Origin of the sequence: Microbacterium sp. NPDC080220 (genome assembly GCF_040686395.1) — a bacterium.
Classification (GTDB): domain Bacteria; phylum Actinomycetota; class Actinomycetes; order Actinomycetales; family Microbacteriaceae; genus Microbacterium; species Microbacterium gawkjiense.
In genome coordinates this window covers 263697-287459 of sequence record NZ_JBFBOP010000002.1, presented here as the reverse complement: position 1 = coordinate 287459, position 23763 = coordinate 263697, and the positions used below count along the sequence as shown (strand labels likewise).

Genomic DNA, 23763 nt, shown 5'->3' with positions numbered 1-23763 from the left:
TCACGTTATCGAGGCTCCGTCCACGCATGACAGACTCCCCGCGGCGCCCGCTGATCCGGCCCTCCGCCAGTGTCACCACCTCATCGACCTCCCCGAGTACGCCGAGGTCGTGCGTCACGACGACGACCGCCGCGCCCCTGCCCGTCGCGACGCGCAGAGCGGATGCCTGGCGAGCCGCGCCAGCCCGACCGCGTCGGCTGACCTACGAAGCATCGAGCCGACGCGAAGTGCTGCCTCCACGGGGTGTGGAGCGCACGTCGCGTCGGCTCGTGGCGCGAAGCGGGTCAGTCGGCGGGGCGGAAGGTGGCGGAGCCGGCCGAGACCTGCACGTCGACGGTGCGGGTGGCGCCGTCGGAGGTGTCGAGCTGGTTGTCGAACGAACCCGCCGAGACGTCGGAGGTCACGTCGTACGGCTCGTTCGGGACGGTCGCGACGAGGGTGCCGGCGCTGACGTCGGCCCGGATCTCGTCGAGCGCGGTGCCCGTCAGGTCGGCGATGATCTGGCCGGCGCCGATCGTGAGGTTCGCGCGCGCGGCGCCGTCGACGCGCACATCCGCCTCGCCGGCGCTGACGTCGACCCGCACGTCGTCGGCGGTGCCCGAGACGTCCGCATCACCCGCGCCGACGTGCAGCTCCAGGCGCCCGTAGGTGCCGTCGGCGGTGAGCGAGCCCGCCGAGACGTCGAAGTCCGCGTCGAGCCGCTGCTGCTCCATCGCGGCGGGAAGGGTCAGGGTGGCCCGGTTGTCGTCCCAGCCGAACCCGACCTGGAACGCCCACCAGGGACGGTCGTTGGTGAGGCTGAGGGTCGCGTCGCGCCGCTCGAGCCTCCAGTTCCCGTCGCCGCCGGCGACCTCGAGGATCGCCTGGTCGACGTCGGCGTACTGCACCACCACATGGCCCGCCGAGACGTCGAGCGAGAGGGCGTCCACCCCGCTCGTGTCGGCGGTTCCGCCGCCGGTGCCGCGAACGGACGCGGCGTAGGCGATCGAGCCGATTCCCGACACCAGTGCGCCGAGCAGCAGCAGGCCGCCCAGGCACATCGCGATGATGGCGACGATCTGCGCCGACGGGCGCGGCGGCTGCGGCGGCTGCGTGCCGGTGGGTGCCGACGCGGCGGGCGGGGGAGTGAGGTCGATGCTCATCGGAGTGTTCCGTTCTGATCGGGATGCCCGGGGGCGGGCGGTGCGCTGTGTTCGAGGTGGACGAGCGCCGCGAGCACCCGTCGGTTGCCGTGCTCGTCCTGTTCGAGGCCGAGCTTCTGGAAGAGGGAGGTGATGTACTTCTCGACGCTCGCCTCCGAGACGAACAGCGCCGCCGCGATCGCGGCGTTGCTCTTGCCCTCGGCGATGAGCGCGAGTACCGAGCGTTCGCGATCGGTGAGGCGCGCCATCCGCTCGTCCCGGGCGCGGCGCGTCAGCAGTTGCGCCACCACCTCGGGGTCGAGGACCGTCGCGCCGGCGGCGATCCGATCGATCGAGTCGAGGAAGTCCCGCACATCGGCGACACGGTCCTTCAGCAGGTACCCGAGGGCGGCGTTCTGGCCGGTGATGAGGTCGCTCGCGTACCGTTCCTCGACGTACTGGCTGAGCACCAGGACGGGGAGGGTCGGATGCTGCGCCCGCAGCGTCAGCGCCGCCCGGATGCCCTCGTCGGTGAAGGTCGGCGGCAGCCGCACGTCGAGGATGCAGAGCTCGGGCCCGGTCTCGGTCACCGTGTCGACGAGGGCGTCGGCGTGGGGGAGGGCAGCGACGACGGTGTGACCGGCGTCCTCGAGCACGCGCACCAGGCCTTCGCGCAGCAGCGTGGAGTCCTCGCAGATCAGGATGCGCACGGGATCGTCACCTCCAGGGACGTCGGCCCACCGGCCGGGCTGTCGAGTGTCGCGGTGCCGCCGGCGGCGAGCACCCGGTTCATGATCCCGTCGAGGCCGCCGCCGGGGAGCACACGCGCTCCGCCGATGCCGTTGTCCTCGACGCGCGCCCAGATGAGCCGTCCGGTCTGGGCGTCGCCGCGGCTGCGGACCACGACGCGCACCTCGGTGGCGCGGGCGTGCTTGGCGGCGTTGGTGAGGGACTCGGCGATGACGAAGTAGACCGCGGCCTCCGAGGTGGCGCTGCACCTCTCGTCGAGGCGGACGTCGAGGGCGACGGGCACGTGGGACCGTGCCGCGAGGGCCGAGAGGGCGGCATCCAGTCCCCGGTCGTCGAGGACGGACGCGTGGATGCCGCGGGCCAGCTGTCGCAGCTCGGTGATGGCGGCCTTCGTCGAGGTGTGCGCCTCGTCGATCAGCGCCTTCGCGGCGACCGGGTCGGAGTCGATCTTCTGCTGCGCGAGCCCCAGAGTCATCCCGACCGAGACGAGCCGCGGCTGGACGCCGTCGTGCAGGTCGCGTTCGATGCGGGTCCGCTCGACCTCGCTGGCCCGCACCGCGCCGGCACGCTGCGCGCCGGCGGCACGCGCCTGCTCGGCGAGGACGGCCTCGCGCGAGGGGACGAGGATCGACCGGGTCAGCAGGTCGTCGAGGAGGGAGGTCCCGAACAGGATGCCGAGGCTCACCAGGGCCGCGACGACGCCCCCGGCGACGGCCCAGCCGTCCGCGACGGCGATCCCGGTAAGGGGCAGCGTGCCGCCCGCATCCCCGGTCAGCGGCGAGAACGCGAGGCCGACCGACCCGATGACCGCCCAGGTCGCCCCGATGACGATCCACCCGAGGACGGTGGCGATCGCGACGCTGCCGATGCCGCGCCACATCCCGCCGTCGACGAACTGCAGCCACAGGGTGCGGAGCAGTCCGCGGAACCCGGGCTGCCCGCTCGTGCGGATCCGCAGCTGGGGGATGCCGTGCCGGTACAGGCCCTCGGCGCGCTCGTGCTCGAGCCACGACGCCGCCCACGCGAGGTACAGCGCCGCGATGAGGAAGAGGATGCCGATGCCGAGGACGAGCACCGTACCGATCCCCGTGCTGACCAGGGTGACGACGGTGGTGAGGATGCCGGTGCCCGCCACCGCGACGGCGGCCAGCTGCGCGAGGGCGCCGAGGCGCCGCAGCGGCCGGAGCCGTCGGGGCGGGACGGAGGTGTCGGAAGTCATGTCACCACGCTAGGGGCGGGGTCCGCGGGCCACATCGGGGCCGTCCGGAGACCTCCGTTCGGGTTATCCCCCGGCCTGGGCGAGGCCGTCGGCGTGGCCGCGGGCGTACGCCTCGCGCGTTCCCTCACCGAACAGGTCCCGCTCGGCGGGCCGCACGATCGAGCGGGCGCCGGGCAGGTCGAGGTCGCCGACGAGGTCGCCGCGGCCCCGGACGACGGCCACCGGCATCCCGCTCGACTTGCGCTTGACGAGGTCGGCCGCGCCGGCGAGCTCGTCGGCGACGCAGGGGAGCGTGACGGCGAGGGGGCGGCCCGAGGCATCCGTCGCGCCGCGCAGGTCCTCGATGACGACCACTCCGGCCGCGCCGATCGCGCTGTCGGTCTGGCCTTCGCGCCAAGCGCGGCCCAGGGTGTCCGAGACGATCACGCCGATGCGGGCGCCGGTCCGTTCGCGGATGCCGGCGGCCAGCGCGCGCCCCGAGGCGTCGGGGTCTTCGGGCAGCAGCAGGATGAGCCCGTCGGGGGTGTTGCTCGCGTCGACGCCCGCTGCGGCGGCGACGATGCCGAGGCGGCTCTCGACGATGCGGACCGTGCCGGCGTCGTTCTCGGCCACGATCCGCACGGTCTCCTCAGCGATCGCGGCATCCCGCTCGGCGGCGGGACGGTAGCGGCCCTCGGCCTTGGAGACGATCTTGCTCGTGACGACGAGGATGTCGCCGTCCGCGAGCGTGCCGGCCGCGGCCCGGACGATCTCGTCGACGAGGTCCACGCCGGGCGTGATCTCGCCGATGCCGACGAGCGGCCAGACAGTGAGCGGGGCGGGGGTGTCGGGCATCGGCCCAGGATACGGCGACCGTACCCTGGGGGAGTGACCCCGACTGCTGCGCCCCGCGTCGTCCTGCTCGCCGGCGGTGTCGGCGGCTCGACCTTCGCCACCGGCCTCCGCGACGAGCTCCGGGCTCGGGGCGGCGAGCTCGCCGTCGTCTGCAACACCGGCGACGACCTGTGGCTGAGCGGGCTCCGCCTGCAGCCCGACGTCGACTCGATGCTCTACGCGCTCGCCGGCGTGAAGGACCTCGCGCAGGGGTGGGGGCGCGCCGGCGACTCGCGCCGCGTCGCCGATGAACTGGCCGCGTGGAACGTCGGCTGGGAGTGGTTCCTGCTCGGCGACCTCGATCTCGGCGCGCACATCGCGCGCACGTCGTGGCTGCGCGAGGGCCTCACCCCGACCGAGGCGATCGCGCGGCTGCAGGCCCGGTGGGACCTCGGCGCGACCCTCCTGCCGATGACCGACACCGAGGTCGACACCCACGTCGTGCTGGATGCCGGGCGCATGCACTTCCAGGAGTGGTGGACCCGCCACCGCGCCAGGCTCGAGCCCGTCCGCTTCGAGAACCCCGGCATCGATGCGTCCGTCCCCGCGCCCGGCGTGCGGGACGCGATCGCGGCGGCCGACGCGATTCTCGTCGCCCCCTCGAACCCCATCGTCTCGATCGGTCCGATCCTCGCCGTCCCCGGCCTGGCCGACGCGCTCCGTGCCGCGTCCGCGCCGGTCGTCGGGGTCTCGCCGATCATCGGCGACGCGCCCGTCCGCGGCATGGCCGACGTGTGCCTGCGCGTCGCGGGCGTGCCCTGCACGGCGGCCGGCGTCGCCGGCCACTACGGCGCGCGCGGCGGCGGCGGCGTCCTCGACGCGTGGCTCATCGCCGAAGAGGATGCGGAAGCCGCGGCATCCGTCGACGCCCTCGGCATCGCGGCGCATGTCGAACCGCTCTGGATGTCGGATGCCGCCCGCACCCGCGCGCTCGCCGTCGCCGCGCTCGGCGCCGCGGGGCTCTGAGCGCGAACGCCGCCCTCAGCCCACCGCCGGGGCCTGCGCCGCCTCGGCCAGCGCCTCGGCGACCAGGCGCACGTTCGCGGTGAGGGCACCCGCGGTGACCCGGATGTGCGGCGTGGTCACCTCGTCGGTCGGCGCGCGGTAGGGGGCGCCGGCCGAGACCGCGATGCCCGAGACGGCGAGCCGCATCCGGGCGGCGCGCTCGTCGACGACCGGCACCCACAGGTTGATGCCGTCCGGGTCGCCGACGTCCACGCCGAACCGTCGGAGTGCGGAGGCCATGCTGTCGAGGCGGTCGCGGTAGATCAGTCGTGCGGTGCGCACCCGCGCGACCGCGCCGGGATCGGTGAGCAGGCCCAGCAGCACGGTCTGCAGCAGGCGCGAGGTCCACCCGGGGCCCAGCATCCGCCTCGCCACGAGCCGCTCGACCACGCGCGCCGGGCCGCCCAGGGCGGCGATGCGCAGGTCGGGGCCGTGGGATTTCGAGAAGCTCCGGACGTGCACGACCTGCCCCGGGATCCATCGTGCGAGGGTCACATCGGGGGCCGACGATATGAGGGCGGAGTGGTCGTCCTCGATCACCGTCACGCGACGCCCGTCGGGGGCGTTCATGATGAGCTGCGCGAGCACGCGGGCGCGCTCGACGGTCATCGAGATGCCGGTCGGGTTCTGCGCCCGCGGCTGCAGCACGATCGCGGTGGGCTTCCGGGCGAGCGCTCGCGAGAGCGAGCCGGGCGTCACGCCGTCGCGGTCGAGGGCCAGCGGGATCGGCTCGGCGCCGAGGGCATCGAGCAGGTCGAAGAAGTACGGGAAGCCGGGGGACTCCACCGCGACGCGGTCACCGAAGCGGACGACCTGCTCGAGGGTCCGCGAGATGCCGTCGAGGGCCCCGTCGACGACGGTGAAGGTCTCGATGCCCGGCGCCGGCCACGTCTCGGCGATGTGCGCGTGGAGCTCGGGCAGCACGGGCAGATCGTGGTAGCGACCGGTGTCGGCGCGGGGCGCCACGTGCGAGAAGGCGTTCTCGAGCGCCGGGAGCATCGCCGGGTCGGGTGTGCCGTGCGAGAGATCCAGCCGCACCGGCTGTGCGCTCCCGGCGAGGCCCTGCACGCGCGGACTCAGCCACTCGCGCGGTTCGGCCCGCACGAAGCTGCCGGCCCGGCCGCGCGAGACGATCGTGCCCGCATCCGAGAGGGCGCGCCACGCGGCGGCGATCGTGCCCGCCGAGACACCTAGGGCCGCCGCCATCTCGCGCACCGTCGGCAGACGCTCGCCCGGCTCGAGCGAGCCGTCGGCCACGAGACGCGCGATCTCGCCCGCCATGCCCAGCGGGGTGCGGGACTCGAGCGACTCGGGGCGCAGCATCCGTCGTCCTCACGTGCGGGGAGGTGTCCAGAGGATTAACGACCGCGACACATCCGGAAACTGTCGAGAAATGTTCAAGCAGGACAGTAACAGAACCGAGGGAAGGAAGACCGAGATGGCAACGGTGAGAGCGGCGATCACGCAGACGACGTGGACCGGCGACAAGGAGTCGATGCTCGACAAGCACGAGCAGTTCGCGCGGGAGGCCGCAGCGCAAGGCGCTCAGGTCATCTGCTTCCAGGAGCTCTTCTACGGTCCGTACTTCGGCATCACGCAGGACAAGAAGTACTACCGCTACGCCGAGCCCGTCGACGGCCCCATCGTGCAGCGCTTCGCCGCGCTCGCGAAGGAGCTGAACATGGTCATGGTCCTCCCCATCTACGAAGAGGCGCAGACCGGCGTGTACTACAACACGGCGGTGGTGGTGGATGCCGACGGCACGATCCTCGGCTCGTACCGCAAGCACCACATCCCGCACGTCGAGAAGTTCTGGGAGAAGTTCTACTTCCGTCCGGGAAACCTGGGGTACCCCGTCTTCGACACCGCGGTCGGCAAGGTCGGCGTCATCATCTGCTACGACCGGCACTTCCCCGAGGCGTGGCGCGAGCTCGGTCTCAACGGCGCCCACCTCGCCTTCAACCCGAACGCGACGAAGCCGGGTCTGTCGAACCGCCTGTGGGAGGTGGAACAGCCCGCCGCCGCCGTCGCCAACGGCTACTTCGTCCTCGCCCCCAACCGCGTCGGCCGCGAGGACAACGAATACGGCGACGAGGCGGTCACCTTCTACGGCACCAGCCAGATCGTCGACCCGCGCGGCAACTACGTCGGCGCGCTCGGCTCGGGCACCGACGAGGAGATCCTCATCCGCGACCTCGACATGGACCTCGTCCGCGAGATGCGCGACGACTGGCAGTTCTACCGCGACCGCCGCCCCGACTCGTACGCCGAGATCGTCGCCCCGTAACCGCACGGCACATCGGAGGACCCATGACCACCACGCTCATCACCGGCGGCACCGTCGTCTCGTCGACCGGACGCGGCCCCGCCGACGTCCTCATCGACGGCGAGACGATCGTCGCCGTGCTGACGCCCGGCTCCACCCTGCTCGGGCACGACCTCGCGGCATCCGTCGACACCGTCATCGACGCGGCGGGCAAGTACGTGATCCCCGGCGGCATCGACGCGCACACGCACATGCAGCTGCCCTTCGGCGGCACGAGCGCCTCCGACACCTTCGAGACCGGCACTCGCGCCGCCGCCTGGGGCGGGACGACCACGATCGTGGACTTCGCCGTGCAGCGCCAGGGCGAGCGGGTCGAGGACGGCCTCGCCGCCTGGCATGCGCTCGCCGCGGGGGAGTGCGCGGTGGACTACGGCTTCCACCAGATCATCGGCGGGGTGGACGAGCACTCGCTCGCCGCGCTCCCCACCCTGATCGATGAGGGCATCACGAGCTTCAAGATGTTCATGGCCTACCCCGGGGTCTTCTACGCCGACGACGCGCAGATCCTGAAGGCCATGCAGGTCTCGGCCGACACGGGACTGCTCACGATGATGCACGCCGAGAACGGCCCGGTCATCGACGTCCTCGCCGAACAGCTCGTCCGCGCCGGCAACACCGACCCGTACTTCCACGGCAAGGCACGCGTGTGGCAGGCCGAGGAGGAGGCGACCCACCGCGCGATCATGCTGTCGAACATCACCGGTGCACCGCTCTACGTCGTGCACGTGAGCGCGAAGCAGGCCGTCGAGCAGCTCGCCTGGGCGCGCGACAAGGGGCAGAACGTCTTCGGCGAGACCTGCCCGCAGTACCTCTACCTGTCGCTCGAGGAGCACCTGGGCGCCAGGAGCGAGGAGTGGGGGTCGTTCGAGGGCGCCAAGTACGTCTGCTCGACGCCGCTCCGCTCCCGCGCCGAGGGCCACCAGGACCACATGTGGCAGGCGCTGCGAACGAACGACCTGCAGATGGTCTCGACCGACCACTGCCCGTTCTGCATGAAGGACCAGAAGGAGCTCGGCAAGGGCGACTTCCGGGCGATCCCCAACGGCATCGGGTCGGTCGAGCACCGCATCGACCTCATGTACCAGGGGGTCGTCACGGGCGAGATCACCCTCGAGCGCTGGGTCGAGCTCACGAGCACGACGCCGGCGCGCATGTTCGGCATGTACGGCAAGAAGGGCGTCATCGCCCCGGGTGCCGACGGCGACGTCGTGATCTATGACCCCAACGGTCACACCTCGATCGGCTACGAGAAGACCCACCACATGAACATGGACCACTCCGCGTGGGAGGGATTCGAGATCGACGGGCACGTCGACACCGTCCTCTCGCGCGGCAAGGTCATCGTCGACGACGGCGCCTACCTCGGGCGCAAGGGCGACGGCCGCTTCGTCAAGCGCGGTCTCAGCCAGTACCTCATCTGACCCGAACACCCGAAAGAGGACCCATGGACTTCGGCGTCGTCCTGCAGACGAACCCACCCGCCTCGCGCACCGTGCAGCTGTCGACGCTCGCCGAGGCGCACGGCTTCAGCCACGTCTGGACCTTCGACTCGCACCTCCTCTGGGAGGAGCCGTACGTCGTCCACGCCGCGATCCTCAACGCGACCAAGCGCATCACCGTGGGGCCGTTCGTCACGAACCCCGCCACCCGCGACTGGACCGTCACGGCATCCGTGTTCGCGACCCTCAACGAGATGTACGGCAACCGCACGATCTGCGGCATCGGCCGCGGCGACTCGGCGGTCCGGGTCACCAACGGCAAGCCGGTCTCGATGCGGGAGCTGCGCGAGTCGATCCACGTCATCCGCGAGCTCGCCAACTCGCGACCTGTCGAGTACAAGGGGGCGACGCTGCAGTTCCCGTGGAGCCGCGGATCCGAGCTCGACGTCTGGGTGGCCGCGTACGGGCCGATGGCGCTGAAGCTCACCGGCGAGGTCGGGGACGGGTTCATCCTGCAGCTGGCCGACGTCGACATCGCCGCGTGGATGATCAAGGTGGTGCGGGATGCCGCCGAGGCCGCCGGCCGTGACCCCGATTCGATCGCGTTCTGCGTCGCCGCCCCGATGTACATCGGCGACGACTGGGAGCACATGCGCGACCAGTGCCGCTGGTTCGGCGGGATGGTCGGCAACCACGTCGCCGACATCGTCGCGAAGTACGGCGCGGACGGCGATGTGCCCCAGGCCCTCACCGACTACATCGCGGGCCGCACCGGGTACGACTACAACTCGCACGGCAAGAGCGACAACGACCACGTCGACTTCGTCCCCGACGAGATCGTCGACCGGTTCTGCCTGCTCGGCACGGCCGAGGACCACATCGCCAAGCTCGAACAGCTCAAAGCGCTCGGCGTGACGCAGTTCGCCGGCTACCTGCAGCACGACAACAAGGAGGAGACGATGCGGGTCTACGGCGAGACCGTCATCCCCGCCCTCTCCGACCACATCACGGCCAAGTCATGACGCGACGCACAGCAGCCGCGTGGGGGTGGGGCGTCGTCGGCGTCCTCGCCCTCGTCGCGCTGTGGGAGGCCTACAAGTGGCTCGGACCCGCCGACGGTCTCGTCCTCGGTAGCGAGGACGGCGTGCGCGTCCTGCCGCGCACCCACGACCGTGCGATGCCCCACGTCACCGACATGATCGCGCGGCTGTTCGACCCCACCAGCGGCGCCGCGACGGCACCGCTGTGGGCGACCGTCGCGAGTGCCGGCCTGCTCACCCTCGGCATCGCGCTCGTCGGGTGGGTCATCGGCGTCGTCGTGGGTGTCGGCTTCGCCCTGCTGATGCAGCGCTGGCGCATCGTCGAGCGCGGACTCCTGCCCTGGATCGTCGTCTCGCAGACCGTGCCGCTCATCGCCTTCGCCCCCCTCGTCGCCCGCATCGGGTCGCAGATCGACCGAGCCGGGCTGCCCTGGCCGGAGTGGCTGTCGGTGGCGGTGATCGCCTCGTACCTGGCGTTCTTCCCGGTCTCGATCGGTGCGCTCAAGGGCCTGTCGTCGCCCGACGCGATCCATCTCGACCTCATGCGCAGCTACGCCGCCGGTTACGGCCAGACCCTGCGCCGGCTGCGCTTCCCCGCCGCGGTCCCGTACCTGATCCCCGCAGCCCGTCTCGCCGCGGCGAACGCCGTCGTCGGCGCCATCGTCGCCGAGGTGTCCATCGGCATGCGCGGCGGCCTCGGACGGATGCTGCTGCAGGCCGCGCAATCCGCCTCCGCCGACCCCGCACTCCCGTGGGGTCCCATCTTCGGCGCCGTCCTGCTCGGCCTCCTCGTCGCCGGGGTCGTCGCGCTGCTCGCGACGGGCCTTCGCCGGTACCGCCGCGGGGAGGCATCCGCATGATCCCCCGCCCTCACCCGAGAGGAACGTCCGCATGAGCGAGATCGCCGTCCGCGCCACCGGCGTCGGCCGCACCTTCGGAGGCCGCCGCACCGCTGAGGTGCACGCCCTCACCGGGGTCGACCTCGAGATCGCGGCAGGCGAGTTCGTGTCGCTGATCGGCCCGTCGGGATGCGGCAAGTCGACGCTCATGCGGCTGATCGCCGACCTCGATCAGCCCACGGCGGGCTCGCTCGAGGTCTTCGGCAAGACGCCGAAGAAGGCGCGCCTCGACCAGGACTACGGCATCGCCTTCCAACAGGCCGGGCTCTTGCCGTGGCGGACCGTGCTCGAGAACATCGTGCTGCCCCTCGAGCTGCACGGCGTCGGCGGCGCCGAACGACGGGCCCGCGCGGCAGAGCTCGCCGAGCTCGTCGGCCTCACCGACTTCGGCAAGCGGTACCCCGACGAGCTGTCCGGCGGCATGCAGCAGCGCGTCGCGATCGCTCGCGCCCTCGCCGCGCGGCCGAAGCTCCTCCTCATGGACGAGCCGTTCGGCGCGCTCGATGAGATGACGCGCGAACGGATGCAGACCGAACTCACCCGCATCACCGGGGAGACCGGCGCCGCCGTCGTTTTCGTGACGCACTCGATCCCCGAAGCCGTCTACCTGTCCGACCGCGTCGTCGTCATGTCGCCGCGACCGGGCCGCATCACCGATCTCGTCGCCGTGCCGTTCGGGCACGACCGTCCCGACCTCCTGCGGGAGTCGCCGGAGTTCTTCGAGAAGGTGACCGAGGTGCGCGAGGCGCTCCACGGCACGCCCGTCGCCCGAGCGAACGAGCGGTGACGGCATCATGACCGCGACCGAGCGGATCGCCCGCATCGCTGCACCGGTGGCCACCGGCATCCTGCTTCTCGTCCTGTGGCAGGTGCTCTCGGGCGTCAAGATCGGGCGGCTCGCGCTGATCCCCGCCCCCGCCGACGTCGCCGAGACCGCCTTGCGGATCGGCGGCGTGGTCGCCGAGGACGCGCTGGTCACCGGGGGCAACACGCTCGTCGGGCTCGTCGCCGGCACGGTGCTCGGCGTCGCCCTCGCGGCGCTCGCCGCGTGGCTGCGTCCGGTCGACGGCATGCTCGCGCCCCTCGTCGCGGCGATCGCGGTCGTTCCGATCGTCGCGCTCACCCCGCTGCTGAACACGATGCTCGGGGCCTCGGCGCAGACGGGACGCCAGGTGGTCGCCGCGGTCGCCGCCTTCGTGCCGGTCTTCGTCAACGTCCTCCGCGGCCTGCGGCAGTCCCGCCCCGTGCAGCGCGACCTCTTCCTCGCCTACGCCGCGACACCCGGCCAGCAGTTCCGCGGGCTGACGCTCCCCGTCGCGCTGCCCTATCTGGTCACCGGCATCCGCATCGCGAGCTCGGTCGCCGTCATCTCCGCGCTCGTCGCCGAGTATTTCGGCGGTCCCACCGACGGCCTCGGCACGGCCATCGCCAGTTACGCCAAGACCGGGAACGCCGCTGTCGCCTGGACCTACGTCGGCGCGGCCATCGCCGTCGGTCTCGTCTTCTTCCTCGTCACCGTGCTCCTCGAACGCATCGTGACCAGGCGGAGGCCGGTCTGACACCCGTCGGGCCGGTCCGCTCCACCCACCCACCGCACCACCCGCACCATCCGAACACCCGAAAGGAACACCATGCGTCACAGCACCCGACGCCGGTTGGCGGTCGTCACGACCCTGACCGCCGGCGCCCTCGCCCTGTCCGCGTGCGCGGGCACCACGAGCACCACACCCACCACCGGCGGTGACGACGCCGACTTCACGCCGATCACCGACATCAAGCTGCAGCTGCAGTGGCTGCCGCAGGCGCAGTTCGCCGGCTACTACGTCGCACAGGAGAAGGGCTACTTCGAGGAGGAAGGCTTCGACAACGTCGAGATCGTGCCCTCGGGCGGCGACATCGTCCCGCAGGACGCACTCGCCGCCGGCGACGTCGACTTCGCCGTCGCGTGGGTGCCGAAGGTGCTCGGGACCATCGAGTCCACGGGCGTCGAACTCACCGACATCGCGCAGGTCTTCCAGCGCTCGGGAACGACGCAGGTCTCGTGGAAGGGCGACGGCATCACCGACGTCGCCGACTTCGAAGGCAAGCGCATCGGCTCGTGGGGCTTCGGGAACGAGTGGGAGATCTTCGCCGCGATGGCGGCGGACGATCTCGACGCCTCCACCGTGTCGATCACGACGCAGGACTTCTCGATGAACGCCCTGCTCGACGGCGACGTGGATGCCGCGCAGGCGATGACGTACAACGAGCTCGCTCAGGTGCTCGAGGTGGTCAACCCCGACACCGGCAAGCTGTACACGCTCGACGACCTCGACGTCATCTACTACGACGACACCGAGGGCGCGATGCTGCAGGACGCGATCTGGGCCGACACGCAGCGGCTCGACGAGGACCCGGCGTACGCCGACGCGGCGGTGCGCTTCCTCAAGGCGATCGCGAAGGGCTGGCTGTACGCCCGTGACAACGTCGAGGACTCCGCCTCGCTCGTGTGGGACGTCGCCTCGAACGCCGAAGCCGCCTTCCCGGTCGGACCGGTGCACCAGCTGTGGCAGCTCAACGAGGTCAACAAGCTCATCTGGACCGACGCGCCCTTCGGGACCGTCGAGCAGGACAAGTGGGACCAGACGGTCGACGGAGCCCTCGCCGCGGTGAACCAGGACGGCATGAACCTCATCACCGAGGAACCCCCGGCATCCGCGTTCTCGAACGAGTACATCGAGAAGGCGATCGCGGAACTGGCCGATGAGGGAGTCAGCCTCGACGGGGCGTACACGCCCATCGACGTGACCCTCACCGAGGGTGGACAGTAGCAGCACCACCACGACGGTCCCGGGGTGCGAGCCCCGGGACCGTCCTGACAGAGAGCACTCCTCAGATGACCTCCGAAGACCTCGATCTCCGCACCCGCGAACTCGACCGTGCCCACGTCTTCCACTCCTGGTCGGCGCAGGCGCTCATCGACCCGTTCCCCCTCGCGGGCGGATCGGGGGCGACCGTCTGGGACCACGCCGGCACACGCCTGCTCGACTTCTCGAGCCAGCTCGTCAACGTGAACATCGGGCACCAGCATCCCGCCGTCGTCGACGCGATCAAGGCGCAGGCCGACATCATGACCACCGTCGCCCCCTCGACCGCCAACCTCGCCCGGGGCGAGGCGGCGAAGCGGATCGTGGATCTGGCGCCCGACGGGTTCTCGAAGGTGTTCTTCACGAACGGTGGTGCGGATGCGAACGAGAACGCGATCCGGATGGCGCGGTTGCACACCGGGCGGGACAAGGTGCTCTCGCGCTACCGCAGCTACCACGGCAACACCGGAGCGGCGATCGTCGCGACGGGGGATTGGCGCCGCATCCCGAACGAGTACGCGCGGGGCCACGTGCACTTCTTCGGCCCCTACCTGTACCGGTCGGAGTTCTGGGCGACCACCCCGGAGGAGGAGTGCGAGCGAGCGTTGCACCACCTGCGTCGGGTCATCGAGGCGGAAGGGCCGAGCTCCATCGCGGCGATCCTGCTCGAGTCGGTGCCGGGGACGGCGGGCATCATGATCCCCCCGCCCGGCTACCTCGCGGGGGTGCGGCGTCTGGCCGACGAGTTCGGCATCGTCCTGATCCTGGATGAGGTGATGAGCGGGTTCGGGCGCACGGGCCGGTGGTTCGCGTTCGAGGGTCACGACGTGGTCCCGGATCTGATCACGTTCGCGAAGGGCGTGAACTCGGGGTACGTCCCGATCGGTGGGGTGATCATCTCGGATGAGATCGCGGCGACCTTCGACGAGCGGGTGTTCCCGGGCGGGTTGACCTATTCGGGGCATCCTCTCGCGGCAGCATCGGTGGTCGCGACGATCGACGCGATGCGGGAGGAGGGCATCGTGGAAGGCGCCCGCCGCATCGGGGAGACCGTCCTCGGTCCCGGGCTGCGCGCTCTCGCCGAGAAGCATCCGATCATCGGGGAGGTGCGGGGTGAGGGGGTCTTCTGGGCTCTCGAACTGGTCGCCGACCCCGTCACCCGCGAACCCGTCGCCCCGGCGGTGATCGGCGCGCTGAAGAAGGACCTCATGGCCCGGGGCCTGTTGCCCTTCACCGCCGACAACCGCCTCCACGTCGTCCCGCCCTGCGTCGTCACCGACGACGAGGTGCGACGCGCGCTCGAGATCTACGACGCGGCGCTCGCCGCGCTCTGACCCACCCCATCGGAGGAACCATGACCGACCAGCCTGATGTCGCCGTGCTCGAGCACTGGGTCGACGGCGCCGCGTGGAGCGGCGAGTCCGACCGCACGGCCCCCATCCACAATCCCGCCACCGGAGTCGTCAGCGGCCGGGTCCGCCTCGCGAGCACTGCCGACGTGGGCGCCGCGGTCGACCGTGCCGCCGCCGCCCTGCCGGCGTGGCGCGACGCGAGTCTCGCGAAGCGGCAGGGCGTCATGTTCTCGTTCCGCGAGATCCTGAACGCGCGCAAGGACGAGCTCGCCGCGATCCTCACGGCCGAGCACGGCAAGGTGCTCTCCGACGCGCTCGGCGAGATCGCCCGCGGTCTCGAGGTCGTCGAGTTCGCCTGCGGGGCGGGTCACCTCCTCAAGGGCGAGTACTCCGAGAACGTCTCCACGGGCGTCGACGTCTACTCGGTGAAGCAGCCCGTCGGCGTCGTCGGGGTCATCAGTCCCTTCAACTTCCCCGCGATGGTGCCGCTCTGGTTCCTTCCGATCGCGCTCGTCTCGGGCAACACGGTCGTGCTGAAGCCGAGCGAGAAGGATCCGTCGGCGTCCGACTGGATCGCGCGTGCCCTCGTCGAGGCGGGGCTGCCGGCTGGCGTGCTCAACGTCGTCCACGGCGACAAGGAGGCCGTCGACGCGCTCCTCGACCACCCCACGGTGCGCGCGATCTCGTTCGTCGGGTCCACCCCGATCGCCCGCTACATCTACGAGCGGGCGAGTGCGCAGGGCAAGCGCGTGCAGGCCCTCGGCGGCGCGAAGAACCACATGCTGGTGCTTCCGGATGCCGACCTCGACCTGGCCGCCGACGCCGCCGTCAACGCGGGGTTCGGGTCGGCGGGCGAGCGCTGCATGGCGATCTCGGTGCTGCTGGCGACCGAGCCGATCGCCGACGCCCTCGTCGCGAGGATCGCCGAGCGCGTCGCGACGCTGCGCACCGGCGACGGCACGCGTGGGTGCGACATGGGACCGCTCATCACCCGAGAGCACCGTGACAAGGTCGCCGGATACCTCGACATCGCGGCATCCGACGGCGCCGAGATCGTCGTCGACGGCCGCGACGTGGTTCCGGATGCCGACGGTGACGGCTTCTGGCTCGGTCCCACCCTCATCGACAAGGTGCCGACCTCGTCCTGCGTCTACACCGATGAGATCTTCGGGCCGGTTCTTTCGGTCGTGCGGGTGGCAGGGTACGAGGAGGGTCTCGCGCTCATCGAGGCGAGCCCGTACGGCAACGGCACCGCGATCTTCACGAACGACGGCGGTGCCGCCCGCCGGTTCCAGCGCGAGGTGAGCGTCGGCATGGTCGGGGTCAACGTTCCGATCCCGGTGCCGGTGGCCTACCACTCGTTCGGCGGCTGGAAGGCGTCGCTGTTCGGCGACGCGAAGGCGTACGGTCCGCAGGGGTTCGCGTTCTTCACCCGCGAGAAGGCGGTGACCTCGCGCTGGCTCGACCCGTCGCACGGCGGCCTGAACCTGGGCTTCCCGCAGCACGACTGAGGCCGCCGATGTCCCACCCCACCGACGACATCCTCACCGACCCGGTCGAGGCCGAGCGCCTGCTGGCCTCGACCGGGCGCGAGCTCGAGATGCTCCTGGCGCGCGCCGCCGCCGTCCGCAACGCGGGCCTGGCCACCGCGGGCCGTCCCGGCGTCGTGACCTACTCGCGCAAGGTCTTCCTCCCGCTGACCACGCTCTGCCGGGACCGTTGCCACTACTGCGCGTTCGTCGACACCCCCGCCCAGCTCCTCCGCAAGAAGGCGCCCGCCTACCTCGACGACGCGCAGATCCTCCGGATCGCGCGCGCGGGCGCGGCGCAGGGCTGCAAGGAGGCACTGCTCACCCTCGGCGACCGGCCCGAGGACCGCTGGCCCGAGGCGCGGGCGTGGCTCGACGCGCACGGCTTCGCCTCGACGATCGACTACGTCGCCCATGCGGCGCGGCTGGTCACCCGTGAGACCGGGCTCCTCACGCACGCGAACCCGGGGGTCATGTCCGCCGCCGAGCTCGCGACGCTCCGCCCGGTGTCGCCGTCGATGGGGATGATGCTGGAGACGACCTCGCGCGCCCTGTTCGAGACCCCGGGCGCCGCGCACCACGGCTCTCCCGACAAGGATCCCGCTCTCCGTCTCGCCGTGATCGAGGATGCGGGGCGAGCCCGCATCCCGTTCACCACCGGCATCCTGGTCGGCATCGGCGAGACCCTCGCCGATCGTGCGGCCTCCCTGTTCGCGCTGCGCGACGCGCACGCCCGTCACGGGCACGTGCAGGAGGTCATCGTGCAGAACTTCCGGGCGAAGCCCCGGACGGCGATGGCGGCGGTGGCGGATGCCGATCGCGACGCCTACCTCGCGGCGATCGCGGTCGCGCGACTCATCCTCGGACCTGGCATGCGCATCCAGGCGCCGCCGAACCTCTCCGATCCAGCGGAGCTCGCGTCGCTGCTCGCTGCGGGGGTCGACGACTGGGGTGGGGTCTCGCCGCTGACCGCCGATCACGTCAATCCGGAGCGGCCGTGGCCGCATCTCGACGACCTCGCCGCCCACACCGCTGCGGCAGGCTTCACGCTCGTCGAGCGGCTGACCGCCCACCCCGAGTACGTGCGGGCGCCCGCCGCCTGGATCGACCCTGCCCTCCACGCCGCCGTCGCCTCGCTCGCCGAGCCGGGGACGGGTCTCGCGGGCCGCGCGCGCGCCGCGACATCGCGGCGTCGTCGCGGCACGGCGCTGCTCGAGACGGCGGCGACGACCCCGCGCGAGCTCGATGCGGCCGACTGGGAGCACCTGCTGACGGCGACCGGCGATGATCTGGAACGACTCATCCGCACCGCCGACGACCTGCGGCGCACGACGATCGGCGACACCGTGAGCATCGTCGTCAACCGCAACCTCGCGTCGTCCGGCCTGCACCGCGCACCCGTCGGTGCGGGGGCGTTCGGGCTCGCCGACGTCGAGGCGATCGCGAGGGATGCCGCGTCCCTCGGCGCGACCGAGCTCTGCATCCAGGGGCGGCTGGACCCCAGGGAGGACCCGCGCCTGTACGTGGACCTCGTGCACGCCGTGCGCGCGGCCGCGCCGTCGCTGCACCTGCACGCCTTCCGGCCGCAGGATGTCGCCGACCTGGCCGACCGCACGACCATCGGTGTGCCGCACGCCATCGCCGCTCTCCGCGAGGCGGGCGTGGGGACGATGCCCGGAACGGGGGTGAAAGTCCTGGACGACGACATCCGGCGCCGCATCGCCCCCGGCGACCTCGACGTCGATCGGTGGCTCGAGGTCATCCGCGCCGAGCATGCGCACGGCATGCGGACGAGCTCGGTCCTCTTCTACGGCCACATCGAATCGGCGGCCGACCGCGTGGCCCACCTGCTGACACTCCGCGGACTGCACGACGAGACCGGCGGGTTCACCGAGTTCGTGCCGATCCCGCTCCCCGGCGGCGGCACGCGCACCGCCGAGCGATCGGACCTCGATGAGCACCGTGCGATGGTCGCCGTCGCGCGCCTGCTCCTGAACGACGGCATCCGCCACATCCAGATCCCCTGGACCCGACACGGGCGGGTGGTCACCGCGGAGCTGCTGCGCAGCGGCGGCGACGATCTGGGCGGCACCCTCCTCGACGGGCGCATGCGCCCCGACACCGGGGTCGAGCGGGGGCTCGAGCTGCCCTTCGGTGACGCCTCCCGCTTGGCCGGGTCGCTGCGCCGCCGGCTGCGCGAACGCACCACGACCTACGGGACACCGGCGGAGGCGGCCGCATGAGCGGCCACGCCGAGGTCGTCGTCGTCGGCGCGGGTTTCGCGGGCATCGCGGCCGCGATCGAGCTGCGCGAGGCCGGCCACGACGTGGTGGTGGTCGAGCGGGCGGATCGGGTCGGCGGGACGTGGCGCGAGAACGTCTATCCGGGCGTCGCGTGCGACGTCCCGGCGCACCTGTACAGCCTCGAGCGTCACCCCCACCCCGGCTGGTCGGCCGAGTTCGCCCCGGGCGCCGAGATCGCCGCCTACCTCGAGGGGGTCGTCGACCGCGAGGGTCTGCGGGACGCGATCCGCTTCGGGACGGCACTGACGGATGCCGAATGGGACCCCTTCGCCGAGCGCTGGCGGCTCGGCTTCTCGGCCGACGGCCCCGACTCGGCCGATGTGCTGGTCCTCGGCTGCGGGCGGTTGTCCGAGCCCCGCATCCCCGACGTCCCCGGGCTGCCCTCTTTTCCCGGAGCAGTCGGCCACACGGCGCGCTGGGACGCGACCGGGTCGGTCGCCGGCACCCGCATCGCCGTCGTCGGGACGGGGTCCAGCGCCGCCCAACTCGTTCCCGAGCTGGTCCGCTCGGGCGCCGAGGTGGTCCTCTTCCAGCGCTCTCCGGCGTGGGTGCTTCCGCGCGGTGGGCGCCGGTACGACGCTCGCGACGCCGAGCTGTTCTCGGCGCCCGGGGCGATCGCGCGCGAGCGGGAGAGGCTCGCGGCGGGCGACGGCGAGCGGTTCGCGGCACGGTCGGGGCGGGGCGCGGCATCCGCTCGGGCGCGGCGTGCGGCACTCGCGCACCTGGTCGCGAGCGTGCCCGATCGCGGCCTGCGACGCGCGCTGATGCCCGGGTATCCGTTCGGCTGCAAGCGCGTCGTGCTCTCGGACACGTTCTACCCCGCCGTCGCAGGCGAGGCCGTGACGCTCGAGGCCTCGGCGCTGGCGTCCGTCGCCGGAAACCGTCTCACCGGGGCCTCGGGCGCGGTCCACGACGGGATCGACCGGATCGTCCTGGCCACCGGGTTCGAGACGACGCACCAGCCGTACGCCGGCATCGTGCGCGGCGAGAACGGCGTGACCCTCGCGGAGCACTGGGCGGGCGGCATGAGCGCCGTCGCCTCGACCATGGTCGCGGGCTTCCCCAACCTCTTCGTCATGAACGGGCCGCACTCCGCCCTGCCGCACGCCTCGTCGCTGCTCGTCCTCGAGCGGCAGGCGGACTTCATCCGCCGCACGATCGCGGGCGGCGGCGTGGTCCGGGTCGACGCGGATGCCGAGGCCCGCGCGAGCCTCGATGTCGCCGCACGCGCGGCCGGCACGGCGTGGCTCGGCGGCTGCGAGAGCTGGTATCTCGACGCCCGGTCGGGCGGGGTGGGCGTCCTCTGGCCGGGGACGGTCGCCGAGATGGCGGCGGCGATGGCGGACGCCGCACGCAGCGCCGTGTCGCGGACCGAGCGGTCCGCGCTGACAGGAGGAGCACGATGAGCGTCCCCATCCGATTCGGGTACAAGGCTTCGGCGGAGCAGTTCGGGCCGGTCGACCTGCTCGAGTTCGCCGTCGCGGCGGAGGATGCCGGGTTCGACAGCGTCTTCATCTCCGACCACTTCCAGCCGTGGATGCACGACGGCGGTCACGCGCCCGCCGCACTGCCGTGGCTCGGTGCGCTCGGCGCCCGGACCTCCCGCATCCTCATGGGGACCTCCGTCCTCACGCCGACCTTCCGTTACCATCCGGCCGTCGTCGCCCAGTCGGTCGCGACCCTCGCGGTGCTGAACCCGGGGCGCATCGTGCTGGGCGTCGGGACCGGCGAGGCGCTCAACGAGGTGACCCTCGGGCTCGACTGGCCCGACCCGCCGGAGCGCTTCCAGCGGCTCAAGGAGTCGATCGCGCTCATGCGCGACCTCTGGGACCGCGAGCGTGTCACGTTCGACGGGGCGTTCTGGAAGGTCCAGGACGCCACCGTCTATGACCGGCCGGACCAGCCGGTGCCGATCTACATCGGTGCAGCAGGTCCCGCCGCGGCGCGCCTGGCGGGGCGGGTGGCCGACGGATTCATCACGACGAGCGGCAAGGCCCGCGGCCTCTACACGGACACGCTGCTGCCGGCCGTGGCCGACGGTCACGCCAAGTCGGAGCGGGGCGACGAGATCGACCGCATGATCGAGGTCAAGGTGTCGTACCATCCCGATCTCGACGTCGCTCGGGAGCGCACCCGGTTCTGGGCCCCGCTCGCGCTCTCCGCCGAGGAGAAGATGGGCATCCACGATCCGCGCGAGATGCAGCGTCGGGCGGCAGCGCTGCCGATCGATCGCGCGGCCTCGCGATTCATCGTCTCCGACGACCCGGACGAGCACGTCGAGCGGATCGCGGAGTACGTCGACATGGGGTTCCGGCACCTGGTCTTCCACGATCCCGGCGCCGACCAGCGCGCCTTCCTGCAGCGGTACGCCGACGACATCCTGCCGCGACTGCGCCGGAGGTTCGCGTGAGGGATCGCGGCTGGGCGGTGATGATCCCGGTCAAGCCGGCTGCCGCGGCGAAGTCGCGCCTCGGCGACGACGCGCGCCGCGGCGACATCGCCCGGGCGCTCGCCCTCGACACGATCGACGTCGCCACCCGGGCGGCGGGGGTGGCGCGCGTCCTGGTCGTGACGGCGGATGCGGCCCTCGCGGATCTCCTCCCCGGTGGCGTCGAGCTCATCCGGGAACGCGCCGCGACCGGGATCGACGCGGCGCTGGCCGCCGCATCCGCCCGCGTCGGACTGCGCCGCCCTCGCGCGGCGCTCCCGGCGGACCTCGCCGCCCTCGCCCCCGCGGAACTGTCGGCCGCACTGGCGATGGCGTCGGCGGCGCCGCGAGCCGTGATCCCGGATGCCGCAGGCACCGGCACGACGCTCCTCACCGCGCGAGCGGGTGTGCCCTGGGCGTCGGCGTACGGTCCCGATTCGTTCGCACGCCACCTCGCGCTCGGCTGCCGCCCGATGCCGGTGCGGGCGACATCGGGGCTGCGGTGGGACCTCGACACGCCCGACGACCTGGCCGGACTGCTGCCGCGAGCGGGGGAGCGCGTGCGGGGCGTAGCGTGAACGCATGGTCACCATTCCCACGGTCTCCCTGAACGACGGCACCGCCTTCCCCCAGCTCGGCCTCGGCACGTACAACCTGCGTGGCGAGGACGGCATCCGCTCGATCGTCGCCGCCATCGAGGGCGGGTACCGCCTGCTGGACTCGGCGGTCAACTACGAGAACGAGCGCGAGGTCGGCGAGGCCGTGCGGCAGAGCGGCATCCGCGACGACCTCATCGTGACGACGAAGGTCCCCGGCCGGGACCACGGCTACGACGAGACCCGCCGCAGCGCCGAGGGCTCGCTCGAACGGCTCGGGCTCGACCGGATCGACCTGTACCTGATCCACTGGCCCAACCCGAGCGTCGACAAGTACGTCGACACCTTCCGCGCCATGGTCGAGCTGCAGAAGGAGGGCCGCGTCGGATCGGTCGGCGTCTCGAACTTCACCGAGCCGATGCTCGCCCGCGTCATCGACGCGACGGGTGTCGTCCCTGCCGTGAACCAGGTCGAACTGCACCCCTACTTCCCGCAGGCGGCGCTGCGCGCCTTCCACGTCTCGCAGGGCATCCGCACCGAGAGCTGGAGCCCGCTCGCGCGACGCTCCGAATTGTTGAGCGAGCAGATCGTGCTCGACGTCGCCGCCGCCCACGGGGTGACGCCGACGCAGGCGGTGCTGCGCTGGCACGTGCAGCTCGGCAGTACCCCGATCCCGAAGTCCGCCGATCCCGTCCGCCAGGTCGAGAACGCCGACGTCTTCGGGTTCTCGCTCACGGACGACGAGGTGGCGGCGATCTCGGCCCTCGAGCGCGGCCGGCTGTGGGACGGCGACCCCGACACCCACGAGGAGATGTAGGGGCCGCCGCCCGTTCAGTCGCCCTTCACGTTGACGAGCTGGCGCAGCGTGTGCCGGATCTCGACGAGGTCGGCCGCGTCGGCCATGACCCGGTCGATCGGCTTGTACGCCTGCGGGATCTCGTCGATGAACGCGTCCGTGTCACGGAACTCGATGCCCGTCATGGCCTCCCGCAGCTGCTCGTGCGTGAACGTCCGACGTGCCGCCGACCGCGAGTACTCCCGCCCCGCGCCGTGCGGGGAGGAGTTCAGCGAGAGCGGGTTGCCGAGTCCGGAGACGACGTAGGACGCCGTCCCCATCGACCCCGGGATGAGCCCGGGCCGTCCCTTGTCCGCCTGGATGGCGCCCTTCCGCGACACCCACACCTCCTTGCCGAAGTGCTTCTCGCGCTCGGTGAAGTTGTGGTGGCAGTTGATCCGCTCGTGCTCGACGACGTCCTCTCCCATCACCTCGGAGAGCTGCCGCGAGACCCGGTCCATCATCTCCTCCCGGTTGAGGAGGGCGAAGTGCTGGGCCCACCGCAGCTGGCGGATGTACTCCCAGAACTCGTCCGTCCCCTCCACGAGGTAGGCGAGGTCGCGATCGGGCAGCTCGATCCACCACTGCGTCGCCAGCCGCTGCGCGACGGCGATGTGATGCGTGGCGATCTTGTTGCCGACCCCTCGCGAGCCCGAGTGGAGGAACATCCACACCGCATCGGTCTCGTCGACCGAGATCTCGATGAAGTGGTTCCCCGACCCGAGCGACCCGAGCTGGTTCCGCCAGTGCCCTGCGTAGGATGCCGGGTCGAACCCGTTCTTCGTAGCGAGCTCCTCCAGCTCGGCGACGCGCGGCTCGGCGGTGGCGACGATCTTGCGGTTGTCGCGGCCTGCCGACAGCGGGACCGCGCGTTCGATCTGCTCCCGCAGGTCCGCGAGGTCGCGCTCCACGAGCTGCGCCTTCGTGAACTGCGTGCGGACGGCGATCATGCCGCATCCGATGTCGACGCCGACGGCCGCCGGCATGATGGCGCCCAGCGTCGGGATGACCGAGCCGACGGTCGCCCCCTTGCCGAGGTGCGCATCCGGCATGAGCGCCACGTGCGGGTGGATGAACGGCAGGCGTGACGAGGTGCGAGCCTGTTCGACGGTCTTGTCGTCGATGATGCTCGCCCACGACAGCAGCCTGTTCGAGAGCTTCTCCATGGTTCCTTTCCTTCGTGGAGGCCCGGGAGCCTTCGT

At 71.7% G+C, this 23763-nt stretch carries 21 protein-coding genes; 15 read left to right on the top strand and 6 right to left on the bottom strand.

Going from position 1 to position 23763, the window contains the following annotated elements; genetic code table 11:
• Positions 1 to 284: 284 nt before the first annotated feature.
• The 4 genes from AB0P29_RS04930 to cofE form a co-directional block, all read right to left on the bottom strand.
• Complete coding sequence (locus AB0P29_RS04930; protein ID WP_363378925.1) at positions 285 to 1142, bottom strand: hypothetical protein; 858 nt, start codon at positions 1140 to 1142, stop codon at positions 285 to 287.
• A complete protein-coding gene (locus tag AB0P29_RS04925) occupies positions 1139 to 1831 on the bottom strand; it encodes a response regulator transcription factor (RefSeq protein ID WP_253035447.1) in 693 nt (230 codons plus the stop codon). The genes AB0P29_RS04930 and AB0P29_RS04925 overlap by 4 nt, the downstream gene beginning before the upstream one ends.
• Positions 1819 to 3090, bottom strand: a complete 1272-nt coding sequence (locus tag AB0P29_RS04920) for a histidine kinase (protein ID WP_363378924.1) — start codon at positions 3088 to 3090, stop codon at positions 1819 to 1821. The genes AB0P29_RS04925 and AB0P29_RS04920 overlap by 13 nt, the downstream gene beginning before the upstream one ends.
• A 63-nt stretch (positions 3091 to 3153) precedes the next feature.
• Positions 3154 to 3924 carry a coenzyme F420-0:L-glutamate ligase gene (gene cofE / locus AB0P29_RS04915; protein ID WP_311285321.1) on the bottom strand — a complete coding sequence of 257 codons (771 nt, stop codon included), beginning with the start codon at positions 3922 to 3924 and terminating at the stop codon, positions 3154 to 3156.
• A 33-nt stretch (positions 3925 to 3957) separates the two neighbouring features.
• Between cofE and cofD the strand changes: the two genes are divergently transcribed.
• The gene (cofD, locus tag AB0P29_RS04910) at positions 3958 to 4929 is read left to right on the top strand and encodes a 2-phospho-L-lactate transferase (protein ID WP_363378923.1); all 972 of its coding nucleotides are present in this window, start codon (positions 3958 to 3960) and stop codon (positions 4927 to 4929) included.
• Positions 4930 to 4944: 15 nt separating this feature from the next.
• Here the strand turns inward: cofD and AB0P29_RS04905 are convergent, their stop codons facing one another.
• Entirely contained in the window at positions 4945 to 6291 is a 1347-nt protein-coding gene (locus AB0P29_RS04905; RefSeq protein WP_363378922.1) for an aminotransferase class I/II-fold pyridoxal phosphate-dependent enzyme, read from the bottom strand.
• Positions 6292 to 6406: 115 nt separating this feature from the next.
• Here AB0P29_RS04905 and AB0P29_RS04900 point away from each other — a divergent pair, with 115 nt between their 5' ends.
• The 14 genes from AB0P29_RS04900 to AB0P29_RS04835 all read left to right on the top strand — a co-directional run bounded on the left by AB0P29_RS04900 (position 6407) and on the right by AB0P29_RS04835 (position 22543).
• The gene (locus AB0P29_RS04900) at positions 6407 to 7255 is read left to right on the top strand and encodes a nitrilase-related carbon-nitrogen hydrolase (protein ID WP_359920013.1); all 849 of its coding nucleotides are present in this window, start codon (positions 6407 to 6409) and stop codon (positions 7253 to 7255) included.
• A 23-nt stretch (positions 7256 to 7278) separates the two neighbouring features.
• Positions 7279 to 8715, top strand: a complete 1437-nt coding sequence (gene hydA, locus AB0P29_RS04895; protein WP_253036024.1) for a dihydropyrimidinase — start codon at positions 7279 to 7281, stop codon at positions 8713 to 8715.
• Between the two features lie 23 nt (positions 8716 to 8738).
• A complete protein-coding gene (locus AB0P29_RS04890; protein ID WP_363378921.1) occupies positions 8739 to 9755 on the top strand; it encodes a TIGR03842 family LLM class F420-dependent oxidoreductase in 1017 nt (338 codons plus the stop codon).
• Complete coding sequence (locus AB0P29_RS04885; RefSeq protein WP_363378920.1) at positions 9752 to 10633, top strand: ABC transporter permease subunit; 882 nt, start codon at positions 9752 to 9754, stop codon at positions 10631 to 10633. Before AB0P29_RS04890 ends, AB0P29_RS04885 begins: the two co-directional genes overlap by 4 nt.
• A gap of 31 nt (positions 10634 to 10664) precedes the next feature.
• Positions 10665 to 11459, top strand: a complete 795-nt coding sequence (locus AB0P29_RS04880; RefSeq protein WP_253036021.1) for an ABC transporter ATP-binding protein — start codon at positions 10665 to 10667, stop codon at positions 11457 to 11459.
• Between the two features lie 7 nt (positions 11460 to 11466).
• Positions 11467 to 12231 (top strand): ABC transporter permease subunit, encoded by a 765-nt coding sequence (locus AB0P29_RS04875; RefSeq protein ID WP_359920002.1) that lies wholly within the window; start codon positions 11467 to 11469, stop codon positions 12229 to 12231.
• Between the two features lie 72 nt (positions 12232 to 12303).
• Positions 12304 to 13482 (top strand): ABC transporter substrate-binding protein, encoded by a 1179-nt coding sequence (locus AB0P29_RS04870; RefSeq protein WP_363378919.1) that lies wholly within the window; start codon positions 12304 to 12306, stop codon positions 13480 to 13482.
• A gap of 65 nt (positions 13483 to 13547) precedes the next feature.
• Positions 13548 to 14852 (top strand): aspartate aminotransferase family protein, encoded by a 1305-nt coding sequence (locus tag AB0P29_RS04865; protein WP_253036018.1) that lies wholly within the window; start codon positions 13548 to 13550, stop codon positions 14850 to 14852.
• Between the two features lie 20 nt (positions 14853 to 14872).
• Positions 14873 to 16381, top strand: coding sequence for a CoA-acylating methylmalonate-semialdehyde dehydrogenase (locus tag AB0P29_RS04860; protein WP_363378918.1), 1509 nt, complete (start codon positions 14873 to 14875; stop codon positions 16379 to 16381).
• An 8-nt stretch (positions 16382 to 16389) separates the two neighbouring features.
• The gene (gene cofG / locus AB0P29_RS04855) at positions 16390 to 18642 is read left to right on the top strand and encodes a 7,8-didemethyl-8-hydroxy-5-deazariboflavin synthase CofG (RefSeq protein ID WP_363378917.1); all 2253 of its coding nucleotides are present in this window, start codon (positions 16390 to 16392) and stop codon (positions 18640 to 18642) included.
• Positions 18639 to 20108, top strand: a complete 1470-nt coding sequence (locus AB0P29_RS04850; RefSeq protein WP_363378916.1) for an NAD(P)/FAD-dependent oxidoreductase — start codon at positions 18639 to 18641, stop codon at positions 20106 to 20108. Before cofG ends, AB0P29_RS04850 begins: the two co-directional genes overlap by 4 nt.
• A complete protein-coding gene (fgd, locus tag AB0P29_RS04845; RefSeq protein ID WP_363378915.1) occupies positions 20105 to 21112 on the top strand; it encodes a glucose-6-phosphate dehydrogenase (coenzyme-F420) in 1008 nt (335 codons plus the stop codon). The genes AB0P29_RS04850 and fgd overlap by 4 nt, the downstream gene beginning before the upstream one ends.
• On the top strand, positions 21109 to 21708 hold the full coding sequence (gene cofC, locus AB0P29_RS04840; protein ID WP_359919985.1) for a 2-phospho-L-lactate guanylyltransferase: 600 nt from the start codon (positions 21109 to 21111) through the stop codon (positions 21706 to 21708). The genes fgd and cofC overlap by 4 nt, the downstream gene beginning before the upstream one ends.
• Before the next feature lie 4 nt (positions 21709 to 21712).
• Positions 21713 to 22543, top strand: a complete 831-nt coding sequence (locus tag AB0P29_RS04835; RefSeq protein WP_363378914.1) for an aldo/keto reductase — start codon at positions 21713 to 21715, stop codon at positions 22541 to 22543.
• Between the two features lie 14 nt (positions 22544 to 22557).
• Here AB0P29_RS04835 and AB0P29_RS04830 read toward each other — a convergent pair whose 3' ends face one another.
• On the bottom strand, positions 22558 to 23727 hold the full coding sequence (locus AB0P29_RS04830) for an RtcB family protein (protein WP_363378913.1): 1170 nt from the start codon (positions 23725 to 23727) through the stop codon (positions 22558 to 22560).
• Positions 23728 to 23763: the final 36 nt, after the last annotated feature.

Excerpts from the sequence above, each read along its gene's own strand:
- AB0P29_RS04835 (WP_363378914.1), top strand. The coding sequence starts at position 21,713 with ATGGTCACCATTCCCACGGTCTCCCTGAACGACGGCACCGCCTTCCCC.
- AB0P29_RS04830 (WP_363378913.1), bottom strand. The coding sequence starts at position 23,727 with ATGGAGAAGCTCTCGAACAGGCTGCTGTCGTGGGCGAGCATCATCGAC.
- AB0P29_RS04890 (WP_363378921.1), top strand. The coding sequence starts at position 8,739 with ATGGACTTCGGCGTCGTCCTGCAGACGAACCCACCCGCCTCGCGCACC.
- AB0P29_RS04870 (WP_363378919.1), top strand. The coding sequence starts at position 12,304 with ATGCGTCACAGCACCCGACGCCGGTTGGCGGTCGTCACGACCCTGACC.
- hydA (WP_253036024.1), top strand. The coding sequence starts at position 7,279 with ATGACCACCACGCTCATCACCGGCGGCACCGTCGTCTCGTCGACCGGA.
- AB0P29_RS04885 (WP_363378920.1), top strand. The coding sequence starts at position 9,752 with ATGACGCGACGCACAGCAGCCGCGTGGGGGTGGGGCGTCGTCGGCGTC.
- fgd (WP_363378915.1), top strand. The coding sequence starts at position 20,105 with ATGAGCGTCCCCATCCGATTCGGGTACAAGGCTTCGGCGGAGCAGTTC.
- AB0P29_RS04875 (WP_359920002.1), top strand. The coding sequence starts at position 11,467 with ATGACCGCGACCGAGCGGATCGCCCGCATCGCTGCACCGGTGGCCACC.
- AB0P29_RS04860 (WP_363378918.1), top strand. The coding sequence starts at position 14,873 with ATGACCGACCAGCCTGATGTCGCCGTGCTCGAGCACTGGGTCGACGGC.
- cofE (WP_311285321.1), bottom strand. The coding sequence starts at position 3,924 with ATGCCCGACACCCCCGCCCCGCTCACTGTCTGGCCGCTCGTCGGCATC.
- AB0P29_RS04865 (WP_253036018.1), top strand. The coding sequence starts at position 13,548 with ATGACCTCCGAAGACCTCGATCTCCGCACCCGCGAACTCGACCGTGCC.
- AB0P29_RS04900 (WP_359920013.1), top strand. The coding sequence starts at position 6,407 with ATGGCAACGGTGAGAGCGGCGATCACGCAGACGACGTGGACCGGCGAC.
- AB0P29_RS04905 (WP_363378922.1), bottom strand. The coding sequence starts at position 6,291 with ATGCTGCGCCCCGAGTCGCTCGAGTCCCGCACCCCGCTGGGCATGGCG.
- AB0P29_RS04920 (WP_363378924.1), bottom strand. The coding sequence starts at position 3,090 with ATGACTTCCGACACCTCCGTCCCGCCCCGACGGCTCCGGCCGCTGCGG.
- AB0P29_RS04850 (WP_363378916.1), top strand. The coding sequence starts at position 18,639 with ATGAGCGGCCACGCCGAGGTCGTCGTCGTCGGCGCGGGTTTCGCGGGC.
- AB0P29_RS04880 (WP_253036021.1), top strand. The coding sequence starts at position 10,665 with ATGAGCGAGATCGCCGTCCGCGCCACCGGCGTCGGCCGCACCTTCGGA.
- AB0P29_RS04930 (WP_363378925.1), bottom strand. The coding sequence starts at position 1,142 with ATGAGCATCGACCTCACTCCCCCGCCCGCCGCGTCGGCACCCACCGGC.
- cofG (WP_363378917.1), top strand. The coding sequence starts at position 16,390 with ATGTCCCACCCCACCGACGACATCCTCACCGACCCGGTCGAGGCCGAG.